The following is a 20670-nucleotide window of genomic DNA, read 5'->3' on the forward strand; positions in this document are numbered from 1 at the left end:
TGGCTAGTCTTCGGCGATGACCATGGCCGTGGCGATTCCGCCGTCATGGCTCATGGAGACATGCCAGCGTTTCACGCCTTTCGCGTCTGCGACGGCCAAAACGGTGCCCTTGACCTGGATGGTCGGCCCGTTCTGGTCCAGGCCGATCCAGCAGTCCTGCCAGTTCATGCCCGCCGGAGCCCCCAGGACCTTGGCCACGGCTTCCTTGGCCGCGAAACGCGCAGCCAAGGAACGCGTGTTGAGCTCACGCTCGGCAGGAACGAACAAGCGGTCCCGGAGCCCCGGGGTTCGCTCGAGTTGGCGCCCGAAGCGCTCAATGTCTACGACGTCTACGCCAATGCCAACAATCATGGCGCTATTCTACGGTCACACTCTTGGCCAGGTTACGAGGCTGGTCCACGTCATATCCCTTGGCCTTGGCCAGTTCCGCCGCAAAAATCTGCAGCGGGACCGTGGTGAGCAGTGGCATCAGCAAGGTGGGAGTCTGCGGAACATAGAACACGTGCTCAGCGTAGGCCCGCACGGTTTCGTCGCCTTCCTCGGCAATCACCAGGGTGCGCGCACCGCGCGCGCGGATTTCCTGGATGTTGCTGACCACTTTCGCGTGCAGGGAGTCGCGGCCACGGGGCGAGGGAACAACCACGAAAACGGGCTGCCCTTCGTCGATCAGGGCGATCGGTCCGTGCTTCAGCTCGCCGGCTGCGAAGCCTTCAGCGTGGATGTAGGCGATTTCCTTGAGCTTCAAAGCGCCTTCAAGTGCCACCGGGAAGCCGACGTGGCGGCCCAGGAACAGCACGGATTTCTCGTCCTTCATGCTGCGGGCCAGTTCGCGGAGCGGACCGGCGCCGTCGAGGATCTCCTGGATCTTGGCCGGAACCTTGCCGAGGTCGGCAAGGACGTCCTTGATCTGGCCGCTGAAGATGTTTCCGCGCAACTGGGCGAGGTAGAGGCCGAGCAAGTAGGCGGCCGTGATCTGGGCGAGGAACGCTTTGGTGGACGCAACCGCGATCTCCGGACCGGCGTGGGTGTAGAGCACGGCATCCGATTCGCGGGGAATGGTGGAGCCGTTCGTGTTGCAGATGGAGATCGTCTTGGCACCCTGCTCCCGCGCGTAGCGGACAGCCATCAGTGTATCCATGGTCTCGCCGGACTGGCTGATGGAGACCACGAGGGTTTTCGCGTCAACGATGGGATCCCGGTAGCGGAACTCATGCGCGAGCTCGACTTCCGTGGGAATCCGGCACCAGTTCTCGATGGCGTACTTGGCCACCAGGCCGGCGTAAGCGGCGGTTCCGCAAGCCAGCACGATGATCTTGTCTACCTTCTTGAGCAGCTCGGGGTCGATCCGGAGCTCGCTCAGGGTGAGCTGGCCGTTGAGGTCCGAGCGGCCGAGGAGGGTCTGTGCCACGGCGTCAGGCTGGTCGTGGATTTCCTTCTCCATGAAGGAGCTGAAGCCACCCTTTTCGGCGGACGCCGGATCCCAGTCAACGTGGTATTCCTTGCCCTGGGCGGGGGCGCCGAAGAAGTCCGTGATCTCCACGGAATCGGCGGTGATGGTGACGATCTGGTCCTGGCCCAGCTCCACAGCGCGGCGGGTGTGGTCGATGAAGCCGGAAACGTCCGAGCCGAGGAAGTTCTCGCCCTCGCCAAGGCCCACCACGAGGGGGGAATTGCGGCGGGCGGCCACGACGACGTCGGGCTGGTCGGCGTGCACGGCGAGAAGGGTGAATGCGCCCTCGAGCCGCTGGCACGCGAGCTGCATCGCCTTGGTGAGGTTTGATGATTCACCATTGAGCTGGTTGCGGAAGATGTCGCCCAGGAGCGCCGCGGCCACTTCGGTATCGGTTTCCGAGGTGAAGGTGACGCCCTTTTCAAGGAGTTCCTGCTTGAGTTCGGCGAAGTTCTCGATGATTCCGTTGTGGATCATCGCCAAGCGACCACCGTCAGCCAAGTGCGGGTGCGCGTTCTGGTCCGTGGGGCCGCCATGCGTTGCCCACCGGGTGTGGCCGATTCCCGTCAGCGAGGTGGGAAGGGGATCGCTTTCGAGTTCCGCCAGCAGATTGGTGAGCTTCCCGGATTTCTTCCGGGCCGCGATGGTTCCGTCCGCCACCACGGCAACACCGGCGGAATCATAGCCCCGGTATTCAAGGCGACGAAGTCCTTCGAGTACTACGTCGAGAGCCGAATGCCCGGCGTCTGCCCGGCGGGATGAATTGCCAACGTAACCAACGATTCCACACATGCCTACAAGAGTAGCGGGTGCCCTGCGGATCGGACGTAGGATATCCCTCTCCACGAACAGGCCATTCCGCGGAACCAGCAGGAGGGCCGAGCCACCAATGGAGAGCATGCTCACATAAAGTCTCCTGTCCGTTAATGCTGCATTTCCAGATCGGCCAAGTGGGGGGCAGAATCATAAAAGTGACTTTGCAACGCAACGAAGCGAACGGCGACACCTCCTCACCGTTCGTGGAGCTGGACAGGCAGACGTGGTCCCGGCTGGCTGCCCAGATGGAACAGCCGCTCAACGAAGAGGACATCATCCGGCTTCGCGGTCTCGGCGACCCCCTGGACATGAAGGAAATACGCGAGGTCTACCTTCCGCTTTCGCGTTTGCTGCACCTCTACGTCCAGGCGTCCCAGCAGCTCCATTCCGCCACCACGACGTTCCTTGGCGAGCAGACCCAGCGCACGCCGTTCGTGATCGGCGTTGCAGGTTCGGTGGCTGTCGGGAAGTCCACGATTGCCCGCGTACTACGGGAGATGCTCCGCCGCTGGCCCGGAACACCCAACGTGGAACTCATCACCACTGACGGGTTCCTCTACCCGCTGGCAGAACTGAAGCGCCGGCATTTGCTGGAACGAAAGGGATTCCCGGAGTCCTACGACCGCCGCGCGCTGCTCCGCTTCGTCAGCGCCGTCAAGGGAGGGGCCGAGGAAGTACGCGCCCCTTGGTATTCGCACGTGACCTACGACATCGTGCCGGACAAGGAAGTTGTGGTGCATCGGCCTGACGTCCTGATCGTCGAAGGCCTCAACGTCCTTGCCCCCGCCCGGCCGCGACAGGACGGTCGCCAAGGCCTGGCATTGAGCGACTTCTTCGACTTCTCGATCTACGTGGACGCCAAGACCTCCTACATCGAAGACTGGTACGTGGACCGTTTCAGGAAGCTGAGGAGCACGGCGTTCGCCCAGCCGGAGTCGTACTTCCACCGCTACGCGACGCTCTCCGATGTCGAAGCGGAAGCAACCGCCCGCGGCATCTGGAAGCGCATCAATGAGCCGAACCTCGAAGAAAACGTCCTTCCCACGCGGGGACGTGCCCAACTCGTCCTCACCAAGGACGCCGATCATTCCATCCGACGAATGTTGCTAAGGAAGGTCTAGCACGCGTGTGCCGCACCGGTGGCCTGAGTCGCAGATCCTTCGCCGCGCTCGTGACGGCGGGCGTCGGAATGGCCACGTTGGCAGCCTGCACCCCCGGTTCACCGACCGCTTCGCCGGCTCCGGCCCCTTCCGTTTCCGGTCCCGGCACACCGTCACAGTTGCCGTTGCCGTCCGCAGCAATTACGACGGCGGAGCCCGCCTCCGGTTCGCCGGTTTCCCCGGTGAGCCACGCGCCTTTGGGCGCACCGCCGTCGAGCACTCTTCCTCAACAGCACTCGCTGACCGATCCCGCGAGCCAATGGGTCATCGTTAACAAACACCGGCCACTCAATCCGCTGCAATACGTCCCTGGCGACTTGGTGCAGCCGGACGTCCTGCTCGCGATCAGCGGGGAAGGGGCCTTGCTGAACAGCACCACAGCGGCGGCCGCTGAAAAGCTCTTCGCGGGGGCCGCTGCCGCGGGTGTGACCCTCACGCTCGCTTCCGGCTACCGTTCCTTCCGGACGCAGGCGGAAACCTACAACGGTTACGTCAATGCGAGCGGCCAGGACTCGGCGGACACCGCCTCCGCTCGCCCTGGATTCTCCGAGCACCAGACCGGTTGGGCGTTCGACATCGGCGACGGTGGGGGTGCCTGCAGTTTCGAGCAGTGCTTCGACGAGCAGCCAGCCGCAGTATGGACCAAGGCCAACGCGCACACCTATGGGTTCGTGGTCCGGTACCCCTCGATGCGCGAGGACGTCACCGGTTACATTTATGAACCTTGGCATGTGCGTTTCGTCGGCGTTGAAGCAGCCGTGGACATGGCCACCCGGGGAATTGGGACCCTCGAGGAGTATTTTGGAGTCGGTGCGGCCCCGGACTACCTCTAGCGGTTGATTATCAAAGAAGTTTCCGGGTTCCGGTAAAGAATTGACCGGCTGCTCATTGCGTATTTACCGCCATGGACTAGTTTGGTGCCATGTTGAGTGGATTTAGGAATTTCATCCTGAAGGGCAACGTCGTAGACCTTGCCGTAGCCGTCGTCATGGGTGCAGCTTTCGGTGCAGTTGTGGATGCACTCGTGAAGAACGTCCTCATGCCGCTGATTGCTGCCTTGGTTGGCTCCCCCAACTTTGACAGTTTCGCAAAAGTGACCATCAACGGAAATGACCTGCAGTTCGGCGTCCTGCTGACTGCGATCGTGAACTTCGTCCTCGTCGCGGCCGCCATCTATTTCGTGGTTGTTGCCCCAATGAACCATCTCATCGAACGCCGTAACGCGAAATTGGGTATTGCCGAAGAGGAACCCGCTGCCGATCCGGCGGTAACGCTCCTCACCGAAATCCGGGACAGTCTGGTCCAAAGATAACTCGGCAGACAATTGTGGCCCGCATCCCTTGGGGGGCGGGCCACAATTGCGTGGATTGCTAAAGCGCCAGTTCGCGCGGAACCGTCAATCTGTCCTCGACGACGGCGGCGAGCTCGGTGCAGATGCGCGTGGCTGTCTCCATGTCCGCCGCTTCGACCATCACGCGTACCAATGCTTCGGTGCCCGACGGGCGCAGGAGCACACGGCCGGTGTCACCCAGTTCGAGTTCCGCGGCTGCTACCGCTGCGGCTACGCCCTCGTCAGTGGCGGCGCGTGATTTGTCCACGCCCTTCACGTTGATCATGAGCTGCGGCAGTTTGGTCATGGAACCGGCGAGGTCCTGGAGCGTGCGGCCGGTCCGTGCCACCTGGGCAGCAAGCTGCAGGCCAGTGAGGAGGCCGTCACCGGTTGTGGCGTAGTCGGAGAAGATCACGTGGCCGGACTGCTCGCCGCCGAGGCTGAAGCCGCCGGCGCGCATTTCTTCGAGGACGTAGCGGTCCCCTACCGCGGTTTCACGAATGGTAATTCCGGCTCGGCGCAAGGCGATCTTGAGCCCGAGGTTGCTCATCACGGTGGCGACGAGAACGTCGTCGTTCAACTTGCCGGATTCCTTGAGCGCGAGTGCGAGGATCGCCATGATCTGGTCCCCGTCAACCTCGTTGCCTTCGTGGTCCACTGCAAGGCAGCGGTCGGCGTCGCCGTCGTGGGCGATTCCGAGGTCCGCCCCATGCTTGATCACAGCGTTCTTGAGCTGGTCCAGGTGGGTGGATCCGACGCCGTCGTTGATGTTCAGGCCGTCCGGTTCCGCTCCGATGACAACAATCTCGGCGCCGGCGCTGGCGAAGACCTGCGGGGAACAACCGCTGGCCGCACCGTGGGCGCAGTCCAGGACGATCTTGAGCCCTTCGAGGCGGTTCGGGAGGGTGCCGAGCAGGTGGACAATGTAGCGGTCCTCGGCATCGGCGAAACGCTGGATGCGTCCGACGTCGCCGGCGACTGGACGGGCGGGCTCCTTGCCGAGCTGGGCCTCGATCGCGTCTTCCACCTCGTCCGGCAGCTTCTGCCCGCCGCGGGCGAAGAACTTGATGCCGTTGTCCGGCGCCGGGTTGTGGGACGCGGAAATCATCACGCCGAAATCGGCGTCGAGGTCCGCGATGAGGTAGGCGGCTGCCGGAGTCGGGAGGACACCGGCGTCGTACACGTCGATGCCGGAGCTCGAAAGCCCCGCCTCCACAGCGGCGGCGAGAAACTCGCCGCTGGCGCGCGGATCCCGGGCGACGACGGCGCGCGGCCGGGCACCGCCTTCCGTGCGTTCATGCCCCAGGACCACCGCGGCAGCCTGGGCTAACTGAAGCGCGAGCTCCGCTGTGAGCAATCCATTGGCGAGACCACGCACGCCGTCTGTTCCAAATAATCTAGCCATCGCGTCCCAGTGTAGACGACGGGGCCCCAGGCCGAAGGCAGGATCGCTACGGGTGCACACATAGCCCATCGGGGCTATCTTCACAAGAGTGCCGCTACCCGACTTGCGAAATTTGCTCCACTCTAGTAATGGACATTAACAAATCCCTACGATTGCCCCATGAAACCTAGCTCTGGGGGCTTGGCGATTGAAATAGTTGTCCCCGTTTTCAACGAGTCCGCCATACTCGAACGAAGCATCCGCCGGCTTGCCGAATACCTGTCCCAGGAATTCCTGCATAGCTGGAAAATCACGATAGCCGACAACGCGAGTACGGACGCTACCGGCGCCATTTCGCGGAAGCTCGCCGAAGAGATTCCGAATGTTGGCTATCGGCGCCTTGAAACGAAGGGACGAGGCTACGCGCTCCGCGACACGTGGACATCTTCCGAGGCAAAGGTCCTCGCCTATATGGACGTGGATCTGTCGACGGACTTGGCAGCCTTGCACCCCCTTATTGCTCCGCTTCTTTCCGGCCACTCGGACATCAGCATCGGCACCCGGCTCGGCCGCACTTCCCGCGTGGTGAGGGGTACGAAGAGGGAATTCATTTCCCGGAGCTACAACTTGCTCCTCAAGCGGACCATGCAGGTTCAGTTCTCCGATGCCCAATGCGGTTTCAAAGCGATCCGAGCGGACGTCGCACACCGCCTCCTGCCGTTCGTTGAGGACAACCGGTGGTTCTTCGATACGGAATTGCTGATATTGGCCGAGCGGGCAGGACTGCGGATCCATGAAATTCCTGTCGATTGGATCGACGACCCCGACAGCAGGGTGGATATCCGGCAAACGGCCATTGATGACGTCAAAGGCATTATTCGCGTAGCGAGTTCCATCATGAAGGGCGCCATCCCCTTGCAGGCGATTTATGCGGAGCTAGGACGCGGACCAATCGCTGCACCGGCGCGTCCGAGCTTCTTCGGCCAAGTTGTCCGGTTCGGCATCGTCGGCGCGTTTTCCACCCTCGCTTTTGCTTTGCTCTACCTGCTATTCCAAGGGCCGTTTGGCGCACAGCAGGGAAATTTCCTCGCATTGCTGGTGACAGCCGTTGCGAACACAGCGGCAAACCGCCGCTTCACTTTCAGGATCCACGGTCCCGAGCGGCTGTTCACTCAACAGATTCAAGGGCTCGTAGTCTTCATGGCGGCCTGGGGTATTACGTCTTCATCCCTGCTTTTGCTTCATGCCATGCACCAGGATGCATCACCCAGTAACGAGCTTTTGGTCCTGACCTGCGCGAATGTACTCGCAACGCTGCTGCGCTTTGTCCTCCTCCGCATCTGGGTGTTCCGGGTTCGGAGAAGTGAAGAGCGGCGGGGTGCGAGAACGCCAAAGCTGGCGGTATGAGCACGCAAGCTAGCGGGCCTGCGGTGGCGGCAGCACCGAGCGGTTTCAAGGACCTGCCGTTTTCCGTTTTGCGTTGGTTTCGAGGAACGGATTCGGCGACGCCTGCTTGGGAACGGCCCGCGCTTGTTGGGCTCTTAGCACTCACGTCGGTTCTCTACTTGTGGGGACTCGATCGCAATGCCTGGGCGAACTCTTTCTACTCGGCTGCGGTTATGTCCGGAGCCGACAATTGGACAGCGTTCTTCTACGGATCCTCAGATCCCGGTAACGCCATTTCCGTAGACAAGCCCCCCATGTCCTTGTGGATTATGTCGCTCTCAGTGCGGCTATTCGGCCTGAATTCCTGGAGCATACTCGTTCCGCAAGCGTTAATGGGCGTCCTCAGCGTCTACCTGCTGTATCGCATGGTACGAAAGCGTACCGATGCCGCAACCGGCTTGGTCGCGGGGCTCTTCTTTGCGATAACACCTGTGGCCACGGTGATGTTCCGGTACAACAACCCGGATGCTCTTCTAACGCTGCTCATGATCGGGGCCGCGTACTGCGCGCTCGAAGCAATTGACAGAAACAAGCTTCGATGGCTCATCGCTTCCGGAGCGATGGTAGGCGCGGGCTTCCTCACAAAGCAACTCCAAGTCGCGCTTATCTTGCCTGCGATCGCTTTGGCTTATCTCTTTTTCTCCCAACAACCGATTTATCGAAGGTTTCTTCATTTGACGGGAGGACTGCTCGCCGCGATCGTCGCATCCGGATGGTGGTTCGTGGTCGCCCAAACAGCCGACCCCACGAAGAGACCTTTCGTTGGCGGTTCCAGGTCCAATAGCTTCTGGGAACTGACGTTGGGGTATAACGGACTGGATCGCCTGAGTGGTGAGGATGCCACCCACACGATGTCGGCTACGGGTGAAGTATTGGCAACGAAGCTGGATCCCGGGTTTACCCGTTTTCTACAACCGCAGTTCTCGGGTCAGTTCGGTTGGTTCCTTCCAATCGCGATTACGGGCCTCGGTATCGCAATTCTTTTTGTGATTCGTCGGTACGGCACAACTGTGCAGCGCACTTTTTTGATGTTGTGCGCCGGATGGTTTGTGTGCTCAGCGACGGTTATTGCAATGATGTCCGGCATTGTGCATTCCTACTACACGATCGCCGTAGTACCCTCACTTAGTTGCTTGGCCGCCTTCGCGACCACCTACCTTGTGCGCCGCATGGCGAAAAGAAGAGCACGGCTGACGGCAGCGTGTACTCTGGCAGCCTGCCTACTGCTGGGATATGTTTCAGCGTCCCGTTCGGCCTCGGATTTCCCATGGTTGCCGGATGTTCTATTGGTCGTTGGCGCCCTTGCGATAGCCATCACATCGATACAAGCAGTCACTCGTCAATTTCGGGTGGCGGGGATTCTCTTGGTCGCGGTGACAGTTCTTTTAGGTCCCAGCATTTGGTCGGTGAACACCGTGCTGAGCCCGCACATCGGCGCCAGCGTAACTGCTGGTCCAAGCATTCTGGGGATACGAATGGATCATCCGGACCGAAACCTGCTACCACCAGGGACACCGGCAACCTTCACCGCCGTCATGCTTGGGGACGTGCAATCGCCTGGGGTGCTTGACAAGATCAGGTCGGCCCCCAGTTCGCAAAGGTGGGCTGCCGCCGTCGTCGGCTCGGAAACAGCTGCAAACTATCAGCTGAACGGCGGACGATCGGTTCTGGCTGTCGGAGGATTTGACGGCACCGACCCGTTTCCCACGCTGGAGCAGTTTCAGAGTATGGTCAGCAAGGGGGAAGTCGGCTCGTTCGTCATCAAGGATCTTCCGCCATTTACTGCTGAGGGACGGGGGGAATCGGCACGAATCGTCCATTGGGTGGAGAGTACTTTCCCATCCGAGATCATTAATGGAACGTCCTTCTTCGATCTCACGAAGTAGCTTGGTGCCCGCCGTCCTACGCCTTTGGAGATACAGAAGGCCCGTCCCACCAAATCGGAGGAACGGGCCTTCTCTGGACGCTTGAAGCGTCCAAAAGCGTCTTTAGCGCTTGGAGTACTGCTGAGCCTTGCGTGCCTTCTTGAGACCGGCCTTCTTACGCTCGATGACGCGAGCGTCACGGGTCAGGTAGCCGGCCTTCTTCAGGGTGGCGCGGTTGTTCTCGACGTCGATCTCGTTCAGCGAGCGAGCAATACCGAGGCGCAGGGCACCGGCCTGGCCGGAGGGGCCACCGCCGTGGATGCGGGCGATGACGTCGTAGGCGCCTTCAAGGTCGAGGATCTTGAAGGGCTCGTTGACGTCCTGCTGGTGCAGCTTGTTCGGGAAGTAGTTCGACAGCTCGCGGCCGTTGATGATCCACTTGCCGGAACCGGGCACGACGCGAACGCGTGCAACGGCTTCCTTGCGGCGGCCTACAGCCGAACCGGAAACGGTCAGGGCAGGGCGCTCCTTCTTCGGCGCGGCTTCGGCAGCCGAGCTTTCAGACGTGTAGCTGGTGAGGTTTTCCTCAGCCTCGAAGGCTTCGGCGGTCAGTTCTTCGTTCTGAGCCACGATTCTCCTTGTATAAAAAAGTTGGTTGGTGGCCAGGACTACTGGGCGACCTGGGTGATTTCGAAAGTCTTCGGCTGCTGCGCAGCGTGGGGGTGCTCAGCGCCACGGTAGACCTTGAGCTTGCTCAACTGCTGGGCAGCGAGGGAGTTCTTCGGGAGCATGCCCTTGATGGCCTTCTCAACGGCGCGGACCGGGTTGGATTCCAACAGTTCCGCGTAGTTGACGGAGGTCAGGCCGCCCGGGTAGCCGGAGTGGCGGTAAGCGCGCTTCTGCTCCAGCTTGGCGCCAGTCAGGGCTACCTTCTCGGCGTTGATGATGATGACGAAGTCGCCCATGTCCATGTGGGACGCATAGGTCGGCTTGTGCTTTCCGCGCAGCAGTGTTGCGGTCTGGCTGGCAAGACGACCAAGGACAACATCGGTGGCGTCAATGACGTGCCACTGGCGGTTGATATCGCCGGGCTTCGGGGTGTACGTACGCACGGTTTTGCCTCGTTCTTGTTCTGGCGTTCATGTTTTAGGCACCACGCTAAAAGCGGGCTCCTACTAGGTATGCGCTACCGGAGCAGAGGTGAGGACTCTATGTACCAGTCATCCCGAGGTCCCGATATGCCTCTCGGGTTAACGATCCTGCAACTGGATCCCCAAGCGGGCATGTGTCATCGAGAAAGGACACGCACAACGACTATCAACAATAGCGCCAAGGAGCTGCAGGGTCAAAATAGGCTGACATTCAGCGTGTACAACCGAGACCCTTCCTGAGCCCCTAGGAGACGCCATGACAGCAACCGCCGCCCAGCCCTTGCTCGCGGCCGCCTTCGGGCTCCTGGGGCTGCTCGCGAGCCCCCTGACGGAGGTCCTGATAGCTCGGTCCCTGCCGCGGCTTGGCGGACTCCCCTCCCCTATCGTCCGGATCACGACGGCGGCGGTCACAGGCGCGCTCTTTGTCCTCCTGACCCTCCGGTTCGGTTTCTCGCCAACACTCCCCGCTTACTTGCTCTTGGCGGCGTTGGCAGTCCAGCTCTCGCGTTTGGATGTAATGCACCATTTGCTGCCAAATCCATTGGTACTGGCGCTCCTTGCTGCCGGCCTTGGCCTGTTAACTATGTCTGCCGCACTGGCTCCGGACTGGTCTGGACTGCTGCGCGCGGCTGCCGGCGCCGTCATTTTGTTCCTTGGGTACCTGATTCTTGGATTAATTTCTCCGGGCGGCATCGGAATGGGCGATGTGAAGCTCGCGGCACCACTCGGAATGTACTTGGGCTACTTGGGCTGGAGCCACGTGTTCTACGGGGGACTGCTGGGCTTCGTGGTGGGCGGGGTGATGACGGTGCTGGTGTTGCGTCTGAAGCGCGGAATCAAGCCCTCCGAGGTAGCACATGGACCGGCCATGTTTGCTGCGGCAATTGGAGTGGTACTGCTGCTCGCTTGAGGTTCCAGGGCCTCCCTGGTTCAACTCGCTTCTCAGGGGTCCCATACGTACATGCGTCTAGGTAGTACTTAGGCAGAAAATCCGAGTACCACGCGGGGGCCCTTCGAGTAGTCCATGCCACCTGCACTGGAAAAGACGAGTACCACTACGCATTGTTTGTTAACCCTCCCGGGGGCAATTCTTGTCTTATCGAAATCCGAACCGCCAAAAGGGATATGTAAGCGGTAGAGATTCGTAGACAAATTCACTTATCTGGGAAAGGTTTTACAATGTCATCTCTCATGGTCAACGTCATTGCTTTCGTCGCCGGCGTCAAGGATCGCATCATGTCCTCCGAGAAAGGCGCAACGGCTGTTGAATACGGCATGCTTGTCGCTTTGATCGCAGCCGTAATTGTTACGGTGGTCGCCGCGCTCGGCGGTCAGATCAACGCGGCCTTCACCAAGATCAACACGGCACTCTGAATACACCCGACGATCTCCGACCCGGGCCGGTCACGCCGAGGAATTCCTCAAGGCGAGGCCGGCCCGGACCTTTTATAGGGAGAAGCACGATGAAAAAGTTCATTCAAAGACTCCGGGCTTCTGAAGCTGGAGCAACTGCAGTCGAATACGGCATGCTCGTCGCGTTGATCGCGGCCGTCATCATCGCAACCGTGGCGCTCCTTGGACCGGAAGTTCAAGCCGGATTCCAAACTGTCGTCGATAATCTCTAACGGCGCCGGCTATGCACTCCGAAAAGAAATCAGGATCCGAGGCTGGTGCCGTCGCAGTCGAATTTGCCTTGATACTTCCAATTTTCCTAGTGCTGGTGCTTGGCATTTTCGAATTTGGGCGCGGCTTCAACATCCAGGTCTCCCTGACCGAAGCCGCCCGGGAAGCTGCCCGCTATGCGTCCATCCACCAAACAGACGCTGGTTATAACGTGACTGCCGCCCAAGACGCAGGAGTTGCCGCAGCCCCATCAGTCCCTTTGCAGGAGTCGAACATCAACGTCCAGTCTGTCGGCTCAAATCCGTGCAATGTCGTTGTCACAGTGGCCTACAGCACTCCGTGGATGACTGGGTTCCCCGGCTTGGTTCCCGGGATGCCTTCGCAACTTAGCCTTCAAGGAAAAGGGGTTATGCGATGTGGCGGTTAAGGCGGGACGACCCTGAGCGTGGGGTGGTAGCTCCACTCACCGCACTTCTGATGGTTGTGCTTCTGGGCATGGCAGCCTTCGCCATCGACGTTGCTTCCATGTATTCGGAACATGCCCAACTCCAAAACGGCGCAGACGCCGCCGCACTTGCCATTGCGCAAGCCTGCGCCAAAGACCCGAGTTCCTCAGACTGCACTGGACCGGCGGCTGCCGCCACCGCGCTGGCTGGAAACAACGCTTTGGACGGCGTCACCAACGTGCCTAACGCAACCGTCAATCTGGGAGCTTCGACGGTTGACATCACCACCCAATCGCGCGACACCTCGGGAAACAATCATTTCTCCCTAGTGTTCGCGCGGGTGCTCGGCATTCAAAGTACCAACATCGAAGCATCGGCCCAGGCCACTTGGGGTCCACCGAGCAATGGTGGCGCGTTCCCGCTTGCATTCTCCGACAAGTGTTGGGATTTGAGCGGGTCCGTCTCCACGGGTGACCTCCAAAAGATCTCCTGGAAACCAGGAATCACCTGCACCAACTCCTCGGGCCACACCATTCCTGGGGGTTGGGGATGGCTGACCCAAAGCTCGCCATGCTACGCCACCACGCAGGCCGGAAGCACCAGCATCGGCTCAGACCCAGGCAACAATTTTCCAAGCGCTTGCCAGTCAGTACTTCAGGGCTGGGTCGACACCCTCAACGGCGGCGGCACCGTAAAGGTGATATTTCCGGTCTTCGACACAGCAACCGGAAATGGCAATACGGGGTCGTTCCACATTATTGGATTCGCCACGTTCAACATTGTGGGCTGGAAATTCGGAAGTAACGGCAGCCCCTACCTCTATCACAACACCAATGCCGCGCTCGGTAACCCCAATTTGGCCTGCGCCGGCGGAAACGATCGCTGCATCATTGGCCAGTTCATCAAATACCAATCAATTGGCATCGCTGGTGGCGGAGGGACCGGGGCAGACCTGGGTACCTTAGACGTCCACCTCAGCAAATAGCAACCAATCTGGGAGCACAACTCCATAGTCAAACTAAGGGGAAAAAAAATTGAAAACTCGCCTACTGGGAGGCATAGTCGCAATCGTTCTGGCAATCGTCGGCACGTTGCTACTGGTTACATACGTACAAGGATCGGATGCACGGGCACAAAAAGACCTCCAGCCCGTAGACGTTCTCGTAGTTCAATCTCAGGTCCCCGCGGGGTCTGATCTGCAGAAGGTAAAAGACTCTGTCAAGCTGACCTCGCTTCCTGCCGCATCAGTTCCAAACGGTGCGCTCAAGAACTTGGACGGTCTTGACGGAAAGGTTACAAGTGTCGCTTTGCTTCCGGGTGAAGCTCTGCTGGGAGCGAGGCTGGTGGACCCAACTAGTCTGGCCGCCCCTGGCTCCGTGCCGGTCCCGGCAGGTCTCCAGGAGATTTCAGTCCATCTTGACGCTCAGCGCGTAGTGGGCGGAAGAATCGCTGCCGGCGACACAGTTGGTGTTGTGGTGTTACTCGGAGATCCCGGAGCGCAAGGCGCAGCCGCGGGAACTGCCCAAATGGTCTTCCACAAAGTACTCGTGACGAGTGTCCAGCGGGCGGCCTCGCAGTCGAAGACAAGCACCCAAGGTCAGACCGGCCAGGAGCAGGCGAACACCCAAGTGCCGGACGGCGACTTTATCGTGACTCTGGCGCGGGACTCCGTGGACTCCACGAAGATCGCGTTTGGGGCCAAGTATGGTGACATTTGGTTGACCAAGGAACCAGCGACTGCGACCGACAATCAGACAGTAATGATAACGAAGGCTCAGGTCATCCAATGAGTCGCTTCCTAGTCATCACCCCGAACGCGGACTTTGAGCGCCGCGTCCGGCAAGCCACCGACGGCATGCATGGTGAAGTTCAGTCCATCGCTGCCGACTATCTACCGCCAAGCCCTGACGACGTATTGCGGGTCCTGAGCGGCGAGTTGTTGGAAGTGTTGATTCTTGGTCCCGGGTTGGCGCTTGATGACGCTTTCCGCTTGGCAAGCCTCTTTGATCTGCAGTATCCGGAGATCAGTGTTGTCCTTGCCGCCGACGACCACGCGGAGGCGGCCTTGCCGGCCATGCGGGCGGGAATCCGGGACTTGCTCCCCCCTGACTCGGGAGTGGATACGATCCGTATTCTGCTTGAGCGTGCGAGCCTGGCAGCCGCCGGCCGCCGACGTGGATTGGGCGCGACAGTTGAAGGAGAACGGCCTGGCGGGCGGATTATCGCTGTGATGTCGCCCAAGGGTGGAGTCGGGAAGACGACGATTTCCACCAACCTTGCCGTGGGTCTTGGCCAGCTCGCCGGAATGGGTGTGGTGGTAGCCGATCTGGATCTGCAATTTGGCGACGTCGCGTCCGGCCTTCTCCTTGAGCCGCAAAAGACCATCGCTGACGCCGTGACTGGAGCGGCCGTTCAGGACAGCATGGTCTTGAAGTCATACCTCTCCGTCCACCCGGCCGGTATCTACGCACTCTGCGCACCTCACAATCCGACCCAGATCGAACAGATCTCGGCCGAGCAAGTTGGACATCTCCTGGAACAACTTGCCAACGAATTCCAATACGTCGTGGTGGACACGGCCCCGGGACTCGGTGAGCATGTGCTGGCAACCCTCGAGCGTGCTACCGACGTTGTCTGGGTGTGCGGAATGGACATCCCCAGCATCAAGGGTTTGAGGACCGGGTTGGAAGTCCTCGACGAGATCGGGCTGTTGCCACGGCATCGCCATGTGGTGTTGAACTTCGCTGACAGGCGGAGTGGGCTCTCGTTGGCTGATGTTGAAGCGACCATCGGCTGTCCAGTCGACGTCGCTCTCCCCCGTTCCAGGGCGCTGCCGTTTTCGACAAACAAAGGTATTCCGCTGCTGCAGGACGGTTCCAAAGATGCCGCGGCGAAAGGCCTCCGAAAGTTGGTTGACCGGTTCAAGCCGGACTGGGAGGCCCGAGCTCACAAACAATTGCACCGAAGGGCGGTAGTCCAATGAATCTCTCCAAGCGCCTCGACTCAGCACGGGGAATCGAACCCGTAGCCACCGCAGCAAATCCTTTGGACGATCCTTGGTCCGCTGCGAGAAGCACCGCCCCGGACCAGGTTCCCTACCAGACTGATTCCCTACCCGGTTCCGCGGAAACCAGCCAAGCACTCGCGGCAATCAAGGAACGCACCAGCGAGGCGCTTTACGAGCGCATGGGAGCGCGGATCTCGGACACGAACATGGACGAAGCCGAGCTTCACCAGTTCGTCAAGGACGAGCTCCGAGCGGTCATCGATGAGGACGAAATTCCCCTAAGTTCGGCAGAGCGTCAAAGGCTCGTGCAGGAGATCGCCGACGACGTCTTAGGACTGGGACCGCTTCAGCGCTTCCTTGACGATCAGGACGTCACTGAGATCATGGTCAACAGTGCCAACCGTATTTATGTGGAGAGTGCTGGAAAGCTCTACTTGACGGGTGCTCGTTTCACGTCTGAAGAGCATCTTCGCAAAATCATCGAACGGATCGTGTCGAAGGTTGGACGTCGAATCGACGAATCTTCGCCTTTGGTTGACGCACGCCTTGCCGACGGCTCACGCGTGAATGCAATCGTCCCGCCCCTCGCGGTGAATGGGTCCTCCCTGACCATCCGTAAGTTTGGTCGAGTGCCACTTACTGTCCAAAATCTCATTGGGCTCGGAACCCTGAGCCCTGAGATGGCGGAACTGTTGCATGCCTGTGTCCAAGCCCGCCTCAACATCATCGTCTCGGGCGGTACCGGTACGGGCAAGACAACACTGCTCAACGTGCTTTCGTCATTCCTCCCGGCCGACGAACGCATCGTCACTATTGAGGATGCTGTGGAACTCCAGCTACAGCAAGAGCATGTTGTCCGTTTGGAGAGCCGGCCACGAAACATCGAAGGCAAAGGTGAAATCTCCATTCGTGACCTCGTTCGAAACTCCCTTCGAATGAGACCCGACCGGATTGTTGTGGGGGAGGTGCGCGGTGGCGAATCCTTGGACATGCTCCAGGCCATGAATACGGGCCACGACGGTTCAATCTCCACTGTGCACGCAAACTCTCCTCGGGACGCCATAGCACGCTTGGAAACTCTCGTACTGATGGCCGGCATGGATCTGCCGCTAAGGGCGATTCGGGAGCAAATTTCGTCTGCAGTCAACCTGATCGTGCACATTTCCCGCCTTCGCGATGGCACACGGCGCGTCACCCACGTCACCGAGGTCCAAGGCATGGAAGGCGATATCGTGACTCTGCAGGACGCGTTCACTTTCGACTACTCAGCGGGAGTCGACGCGAATGGCCGCTTCCTCGGACGGCCGGTGCCCACCGGGGTGCGGCCACGTTTCGTTGACCATTTTGCGGATCTGGGAATACAGATTTCGCCCGCCGTTTTTGGCTCCATGCAAATGGGGGGTGGACTAAGGTGAGTCCCACGAGTCCCGTATTTCTCGCGCTCGGCGTTCTCTTCGCGTTCTTGGCGTTGGGCGTCGTGGTATTCGTGTTCCTTGGTTCGCGCAATTCGGACATAGCCCTGTCCAGGCGTCGCCCCGGTGGGGCAGTCCAAACTTCCGCGCTTACGAAGATGACGACATCTGCAGTCTCCTTCGTTGACAATGCCGTGGGGAAAACCCGCTCATCGGGAACCAGGGCGACATTGGAAAAGGCGGGTATCAGAATGAAGCCGGCAGACTATATCTTGCTGGTTAGTTGCTCGGCCTTCGTAGCCGGAATAGTCGGTTTCATCATGAGCGGCTTCTTTTTCGGCTTGCTTTTGCTGATCGCCGCACCTTTTGTTGCAAAGTTCATTGTGAGTGTGCTGACGGCCCGCCGCAGGGCGAAATTTGAGCTCCAACTCGGCGACACCCTTCAGATGCTTTCAGGCGGCATGCGAGCGGGACATAGCCTGCTCCGCTCAATAGATGCCGTGGCCCAGGAGGCCGAAACTCCTACCCGAGACGAATTCGCCCGGATGGTGGCGGAAACCCGGCTCGGCCGCGATTTGAAGGATTCGATGTGCGATGCTGCTGATCGCCTCGACAGCGAAGACTTTGTCTGGACCGCCCAGGCCATCGAGATCCACCGGGAGGTAGGTGGCGACTTGGCAGACGTCCTGGACCACGTCGGCGAAACCATTCGCGAGCGGGCACAGGTCAAAGGCCAGGTCCGCGCACTAAGCGCCGAAGGAAGGCTCTCCGCGTATATCCTCATTGCTTTGCCCGTCGGAATGTTCTTATACCTCAGCCTGACCAATCCGAAATACATCGGGCTGCTGTACTCCAACCTTCTCGGTTGGATCATGGTCGTCTCTGCCGTCATCTTGCTGGGGCTTGGGGCCTTCTGGCTTAGCCGTGTCGTCAAGATCAAGTTCTGAGGAGTTGTCATGAGTCCTATTGCATGGCTTTTCGTCGCACTGATTGTCGTTCCCATCGCAGGAATGGCCTGGTCTTTCATTTCGATCGACCGGGCCGGGCTGGCAACCGTCCGAGCCAATTTGAACCGAAGTTCGGGACGGCTTCAACAGTCGGGGCCCGAAGCCCAGAGGATCCCTTTCAAGGAACTTGGCGTTCGTTTCACGCCCAAGGGATACGTCGGTTGGCTGGACAAGCTCCTCGCCCGGGCCGGTCGTCCGGCTGGTATGCCATTGGAGCGGCTCCTCATTGCCAAACCGGCTCTTGCGCTCGTTGCCGGGCTTCTTGGCCTCTACTTCTTCCTCCGCGCACCGAGCGGCCCCGGTTTCCTGCTGTACTTATTCGTCGTTGCCTTGTGCTACATGGTGCCGGACGTCATGATCCACAGCCGTGGGGCCAAGCGCCAGGACGCCATTCAGTTGGAACTTCCAAACACCCTGGACCAGATGCTGATTTCAGTGGAGGCCGGCCTGGGATTCGAGGCAGCGATGTCAAGGGCCGGTCAGAATGGATCCGGACCCTTGGCCTCCGAATTCCTGCGAACTTTGCAAGACATGCAGGCTGGACGTAGCCGCAAAGAGGCATATCTGGCACTCGCCAACCGTGCGGACGTTCCGGAATTGCGAAGCTTTGTGCGGGCAGTCGTTCAGGCTGACACTTACGGAATCGCCATAGCCAGCGTCCTTCGGATACAGGCCTCGCAAATGCGCGTCAAGCGTCGTCAGCGTGCTGAAGAGAAGGCAATGAAGCTTCCGATCAAGGTGCTTTTCCCCCTTATGTTGTGCATCCTTCCGGTGCTCTTCATTGTGATCATGGGGCCAGCCGCGATTAACGTCATGAATAACTTCGTGGGTGCGTTCTGATGTAGCTCCCACGCTTGGCTCATCTGGGGGCGCTACTGACCGACCTGCCGCGACACCCAGAATCGCGGCTGGTCACCAAGGCCCCCTCCCCGTACCCAGAGCCGGGAGGGGGTCGTCCCGCGTCCGGGCCCGACGGCCCCGAGACGCGACGACGGAGGCCCGACGGCCCCGGCCCACAGGGACCAACCAAACAAACTACTCCCGCCGCGCCCGCGTTAGTTCAGCCCGCGCGTGTAGCTCGTCGTCGGACGGGTAGGCGACTTCCTCAAGGACCAAGGGATGCGGCGCCGCCAGCACGGACTTCGCGTCCCGCACACCGAGCAATAGGCGCTCATGCAGCCATTCGGGACGCTCCAGCCCTTCCCCCACACGCAACGCCGAACCCACCAAGGCTCGCACCATGTTGTGGCAGAAGGCGTCGGCCTGGACGGAAACGACAATCACGCCATCTCCGCCCCGGACGAATTCGAAGCGCTGCAACTCCCGGATTGTGGTAGCCCCTTCCCGAGGCTTGCAATATGCCCGGAAGTCCTGGAGCCCCAAAAGCGCAGCAGCCCCGGCGTTCATAGCCCCTTCATCCAGCGCCGCTTTGTGCCACAGCGTCAGCCTCCGCAGCACCGGATCCCAACGCTCTGCGCCGTCCGCGATCCGGTAACTGTAACGCCGCCACAACGCGGAGAACCGCGCGTCGAAACCATCCGGTGCGAGTCCGGCGTCGTGCACTTCAATGGCGCCCGTCTCGTCGTGAAGCACCCGGCTCAGCGCCCCGCGCAGCCTCCTGATGAGCGTCGCGGAAGGATCGAAGTCGCGGCCACGGGTGAGTGCGCTCCACTCGGTTTCGGACAAATCCACGTGCGCAACCTGGCCGCGGGCATGGACACCGGCGTCGGTACGTCCGGCGACAGTAACCCGGACGGGACGGCGCACAATCAGCTCCAGCGCCTCTTCCAAGCATCCTTGCACGGTTCGAAGCCCCGGCTGCAGTGCCCACCCGCTGAACGGTCCGCCGTCGTACGAAAGATCCAGCCTGACACGCAAAAACCCGCCGCCCCCCAATACGGGGGCAGCGGGTTCTTGTTCGTTCATAGACCCAAGTCTACTGTGAAGAATTCAGCGAATTACTTCGCTTCGTCAGCGGCAGGAGCCTCTTCAGCAGCGGCTTCTTCAGCGGGAGCCTCTTCGGTCTCGGCAGCTTCAACGGCTTCGGTCTCAACAACCTCTTCCTCAGCGGCCGGAGCAGCTTCTTCAGCAGCCGGAGCAGCCTTCTCAGCAGCCTTGGTGGCCTCGGCAACGACGGCCTGCTTCGGGGAAACCGGCTCGAGAACCAGTTCGATGACAGCCATGGGAGCGTTGTCGCCCTTGCGGTTGCCGATCTTGGTGATGCGGGTGTAGCCACCTTCGCGGTTGGCAACGGCGCCGGCGATGTCGGTGAACAGCTCGTGGACGATGCCCTTGTCGCTGATCAGGCCGAGCACGCGACGGCGGGAGGACAGGTCGCCGCGCTTGGCGAAGGTCACGAGGCGCTCAGCGTACGGCTTCAGGCGCTTGGCCTTGGTGACCGTGGTGGTGATGCGCTTGTGCTCGAACAGCGATGCTGCCAGGTTCGCGAGCATCAGGCGCTCGTGAGCCGGACCGCCTCCGAGGCGCGGACCCTTAGTGGGGGTAGGCATAGTAATTTCTCCTGTTATGAAGGCCGGCCGGGTCCGAACGTGGACTCGGCGGCCAAGATCTGC

General features: G+C 60.4%; 22 protein-coding genes. 15 read left to right on the top strand and 7 right to left on the bottom strand.

Translation table 11 applies throughout. The features are described 5' to 3' along the window. Nucleotides 1-3: 3 nt before the first annotated feature. Both E1809_RS00770 and glmS read right to left on the bottom strand, forming a co-directional pair. Nucleotides 4-351: a holo-ACP synthase gene (locus E1809_RS00770; protein ID WP_133202327.1), complete on the bottom strand. Its 348-nt coding sequence runs from the start codon at nt 349-351 to the stop codon at nt 4-6. Nucleotides 352-355: 4 nt separating this feature from the next. Beyond that, nucleotides 356-2242, bottom strand: a complete 1887-nt coding sequence (gene glmS, locus E1809_RS00775; protein ID WP_133202503.1) for a glutamine--fructose-6-phosphate transaminase (isomerizing) — start codon at nt 2240-2242, stop codon at nt 356-358. Nucleotides 2243-2415: 173 nt separating this feature from the next. Here glmS and coaA point away from each other — a divergent pair, with 173 nt between their 5' ends. The 3 genes from coaA to mscL all read left to right on the top strand — a co-directional run bounded on the left by coaA (nt 2416) and on the right by mscL (nt 4738). After that, nucleotides 2416-3387: a type I pantothenate kinase gene (coaA, locus tag E1809_RS00780; RefSeq protein ID WP_205754058.1), complete on the top strand. Its 972-nt coding sequence runs from the start codon at nt 2416-2418 to the stop codon at nt 3385-3387. 5 nt (nt 3388-3392) lie between these two features. Then, complete coding sequence (locus E1809_RS00785; protein WP_407921052.1) at nt 3393-4259, top strand: M15 family metallopeptidase; 867 nt, start codon at nt 3393-3395, stop codon at nt 4257-4259. 89 nt (nt 4260-4348) lie between these two features. Then, complete coding sequence (gene mscL / locus E1809_RS00790; protein ID WP_133202329.1) at nt 4349-4738, top strand: large conductance mechanosensitive channel protein MscL; 390 nt, start codon at nt 4349-4351, stop codon at nt 4736-4738. A gap of 58 nt (nt 4739-4796) precedes the next feature. Here mscL and glmM read toward each other — a convergent pair whose 3' ends face one another. Then, a complete protein-coding gene (glmM, locus tag E1809_RS00795) occupies nt 4797-6161 on the bottom strand; it encodes a phosphoglucosamine mutase (protein ID WP_133202330.1) in 1365 nt (454 codons plus the stop codon). 159 nt (nt 6162-6320) lie between these two features. On the opposite strand from glmM, the gene E1809_RS00800 reads away from it, so the two are divergent. Next, entirely contained in the window at nt 6321-7547 is a 1227-nt protein-coding gene (locus E1809_RS00800; RefSeq protein WP_133202331.1) for a glycosyltransferase, read from the top strand. Beyond that, on the top strand, nt 7544-9472 hold the full coding sequence (locus tag E1809_RS00805; RefSeq protein ID WP_133202332.1) for a glycosyltransferase family 39 protein: 1929 nt from the start codon (nt 7544-7546) through the stop codon (nt 9470-9472). The genes E1809_RS00800 and E1809_RS00805 overlap by 4 nt, the downstream gene beginning before the upstream one ends. A 102-nt stretch (nt 9473-9574) precedes the next feature. On the opposite strand, the gene rpsI is transcribed toward E1809_RS00805, so the two are convergent. Both rpsI and rplM read right to left on the bottom strand, forming a co-directional pair. Continuing rightward, on the bottom strand, nt 9575-10081 hold the full coding sequence (rpsI, locus tag E1809_RS00810) for a 30S ribosomal protein S9 (protein ID WP_133202333.1): 507 nt from the start codon (nt 10079-10081) through the stop codon (nt 9575-9577). Between the two features lie 38 nt (nt 10082-10119). Next, nucleotides 10120-10563 carry a 50S ribosomal protein L13 gene (gene rplM / locus E1809_RS00815; protein ID WP_133202334.1) on the bottom strand — a complete coding sequence of 148 codons (444 nt, stop codon included), beginning with the start codon at nt 10561-10563 and terminating at the stop codon, nt 10120-10122. 295 nt (nt 10564-10858) lie between these two features. Between rplM and E1809_RS00820 the strand changes: the two genes are divergently transcribed. The 10 genes from E1809_RS00820 to E1809_RS00865 all read left to right on the top strand — a co-directional run bounded on the left by E1809_RS00820 (nt 10859) and on the right by E1809_RS00865 (nt 18937). Next, complete coding sequence (locus tag E1809_RS00820) at nt 10859-11512, top strand: prepilin peptidase (RefSeq protein ID WP_133202335.1); 654 nt, start codon at nt 10859-10861, stop codon at nt 11510-11512. A gap of 269 nt (nt 11513-11781) precedes the next feature. After that, nucleotides 11782-11976 carry a Flp family type IVb pilin gene (locus E1809_RS00825; protein ID WP_133202336.1) on the top strand — a complete coding sequence of 65 codons (195 nt, stop codon included), beginning with the start codon at nt 11782-11784 and terminating at the stop codon, nt 11974-11976. Nucleotides 11977-12065: 89 nt separating this feature from the next. Beyond that, nucleotides 12066-12227: a Flp family type IVb pilin gene (locus E1809_RS00830; RefSeq protein ID WP_133202337.1), complete on the top strand. Its 162-nt coding sequence runs from the start codon at nt 12066-12068 to the stop codon at nt 12225-12227. 11 nt (nt 12228-12238) lie between these two features. Next, entirely contained in the window at nt 12239-12652 is a 414-nt protein-coding gene (locus tag E1809_RS00835) for a TadE/TadG family type IV pilus assembly protein (RefSeq protein ID WP_133202338.1), read from the top strand. Further along, the gene (locus E1809_RS00840) at nt 12640-13656 is read left to right on the top strand and encodes a pilus assembly protein TadG-related protein (RefSeq protein WP_133202339.1); all 1017 of its coding nucleotides are present in this window, start codon (nt 12640-12642) and stop codon (nt 13654-13656) included. The genes E1809_RS00835 and E1809_RS00840 overlap by 13 nt, the downstream gene beginning before the upstream one ends. Nucleotides 13657-13705: 49 nt before the next feature. After that, the gene (gene cpaB / locus E1809_RS00845) at nt 13706-14461 is read left to right on the top strand and encodes a Flp pilus assembly protein CpaB (RefSeq protein WP_133202340.1); all 756 of its coding nucleotides are present in this window, start codon (nt 13706-13708) and stop codon (nt 14459-14461) included. Continuing rightward, a complete protein-coding gene (locus E1809_RS00850) occupies nt 14458-15654 on the top strand; it encodes an AAA family ATPase (RefSeq protein WP_133202341.1) in 1197 nt (398 codons plus the stop codon). The genes cpaB and E1809_RS00850 overlap by 4 nt, the downstream gene beginning before the upstream one ends. Next, nucleotides 15651-17093: a CpaF family protein gene (locus E1809_RS00855; RefSeq protein ID WP_133202342.1), complete on the top strand. Its 1443-nt coding sequence runs from the start codon at nt 15651-15653 to the stop codon at nt 17091-17093. Before E1809_RS00850 ends, E1809_RS00855 begins: the two co-directional genes overlap by 4 nt. Before the next feature lie 317 nt (nt 17094-17410). Then, nucleotides 17411-18037, top strand: a complete 627-nt coding sequence (locus E1809_RS00860) for a type II secretion system F family protein (RefSeq protein ID WP_235835369.1) — start codon at nt 17411-17413, stop codon at nt 18035-18037. Between the two features lie 9 nt (nt 18038-18046). Next, nucleotides 18047-18937 (top strand): type II secretion system F family protein, encoded by an 891-nt coding sequence (locus E1809_RS00865; protein WP_133202344.1) that lies wholly within the window; start codon nt 18047-18049, stop codon nt 18935-18937. Between the two features lie 195 nt (nt 18938-19132). On the opposite strand, the gene E1809_RS00870 is transcribed toward E1809_RS00865, so the two are convergent. Both E1809_RS00870 and rplQ read right to left on the bottom strand, forming a co-directional pair. Further along, a complete protein-coding gene (locus tag E1809_RS00870; protein WP_205754054.1) occupies nt 19133-20023 on the bottom strand; it encodes a tRNA pseudouridine synthase A in 891 nt (296 codons plus the stop codon). Nucleotides 20024-20055: 32 nt separating this feature from the next. After that, nucleotides 20056-20607, bottom strand: coding sequence for a 50S ribosomal protein L17 (gene rplQ, locus E1809_RS00875; protein ID WP_133202345.1), 552 nt, complete (start codon nt 20605-20607; stop codon nt 20056-20058). Nucleotides 20608-20670: the final 63 nt, after the last annotated feature.

This window comes from Arthrobacter terricola (assembly GCF_004354015.1).
Classification (GTDB): Bacteria; Actinomycetota; Actinomycetes; order Actinomycetales; family Micrococcaceae; genus Arthrobacter; species Arthrobacter terricola.

Excerpts from the sequence above, each read along its gene's own strand:
- E1809_RS00770 (WP_133202327.1), bottom strand. The coding sequence starts at position 351 with ATGATTGTTGGCATTGGCGTAGACGTCGTAGACATTGAGCGCTTCGGG.
- glmS (WP_133202503.1), bottom strand. The coding sequence starts at position 2,242 with ATGTGTGGAATCGTTGGTTACGTTGGCAATTCATCCCGCCGGGCAGAC.
- mscL (WP_133202329.1), top strand. The coding sequence starts at position 4,349 with ATGTTGAGTGGATTTAGGAATTTCATCCTGAAGGGCAACGTCGTAGAC.
- glmM (WP_133202330.1), bottom strand. The coding sequence starts at position 6,161 with ATGGCTAGATTATTTGGAACAGACGGCGTGCGTGGTCTCGCCAATGGA.
- E1809_RS00800 (WP_133202331.1), top strand. The coding sequence starts at position 6,321 with ATGAAACCTAGCTCTGGGGGCTTGGCGATTGAAATAGTTGTCCCCGTT.
- E1809_RS00805 (WP_133202332.1), top strand. The coding sequence starts at position 7,544 with ATGAGCACGCAAGCTAGCGGGCCTGCGGTGGCGGCAGCACCGAGCGGT.
- E1809_RS00820 (WP_133202335.1), top strand. The coding sequence starts at position 10,859 with ATGACAGCAACCGCCGCCCAGCCCTTGCTCGCGGCCGCCTTCGGGCTC.
- E1809_RS00825 (WP_133202336.1), top strand. The coding sequence starts at position 11,782 with ATGTCATCTCTCATGGTCAACGTCATTGCTTTCGTCGCCGGCGTCAAG.
- E1809_RS00830 (WP_133202337.1), top strand. The coding sequence starts at position 12,066 with ATGAAAAAGTTCATTCAAAGACTCCGGGCTTCTGAAGCTGGAGCAACT.
- E1809_RS00835 (WP_133202338.1), top strand. The coding sequence starts at position 12,239 with ATGCACTCCGAAAAGAAATCAGGATCCGAGGCTGGTGCCGTCGCAGTC.
- E1809_RS00840 (WP_133202339.1), top strand. The coding sequence starts at position 12,640 with ATGTGGCGGTTAAGGCGGGACGACCCTGAGCGTGGGGTGGTAGCTCCA.
- E1809_RS00850 (WP_133202341.1), top strand. The coding sequence starts at position 14,458 with ATGAGTCGCTTCCTAGTCATCACCCCGAACGCGGACTTTGAGCGCCGC.
- E1809_RS00855 (WP_133202342.1), top strand. The coding sequence starts at position 15,651 with ATGAATCTCTCCAAGCGCCTCGACTCAGCACGGGGAATCGAACCCGTA.
- E1809_RS00860 (WP_235835369.1), top strand. The coding sequence starts at position 17,411 with ATGAGCGGCTTCTTTTTCGGCTTGCTTTTGCTGATCGCCGCACCTTTT.
- E1809_RS00865 (WP_133202344.1), top strand. The coding sequence starts at position 18,047 with ATGAGTCCTATTGCATGGCTTTTCGTCGCACTGATTGTCGTTCCCATC.
- E1809_RS00870 (WP_205754054.1), bottom strand. The coding sequence starts at position 20,023 with ATGAACGAACAAGAACCCGCTGCCCCCGTATTGGGGGGCGGCGGGTTT.
- rplQ (WP_133202345.1), bottom strand. The coding sequence starts at position 20,607 with ATGCCTACCCCCACTAAGGGTCCGCGCCTCGGAGGCGGTCCGGCTCAC.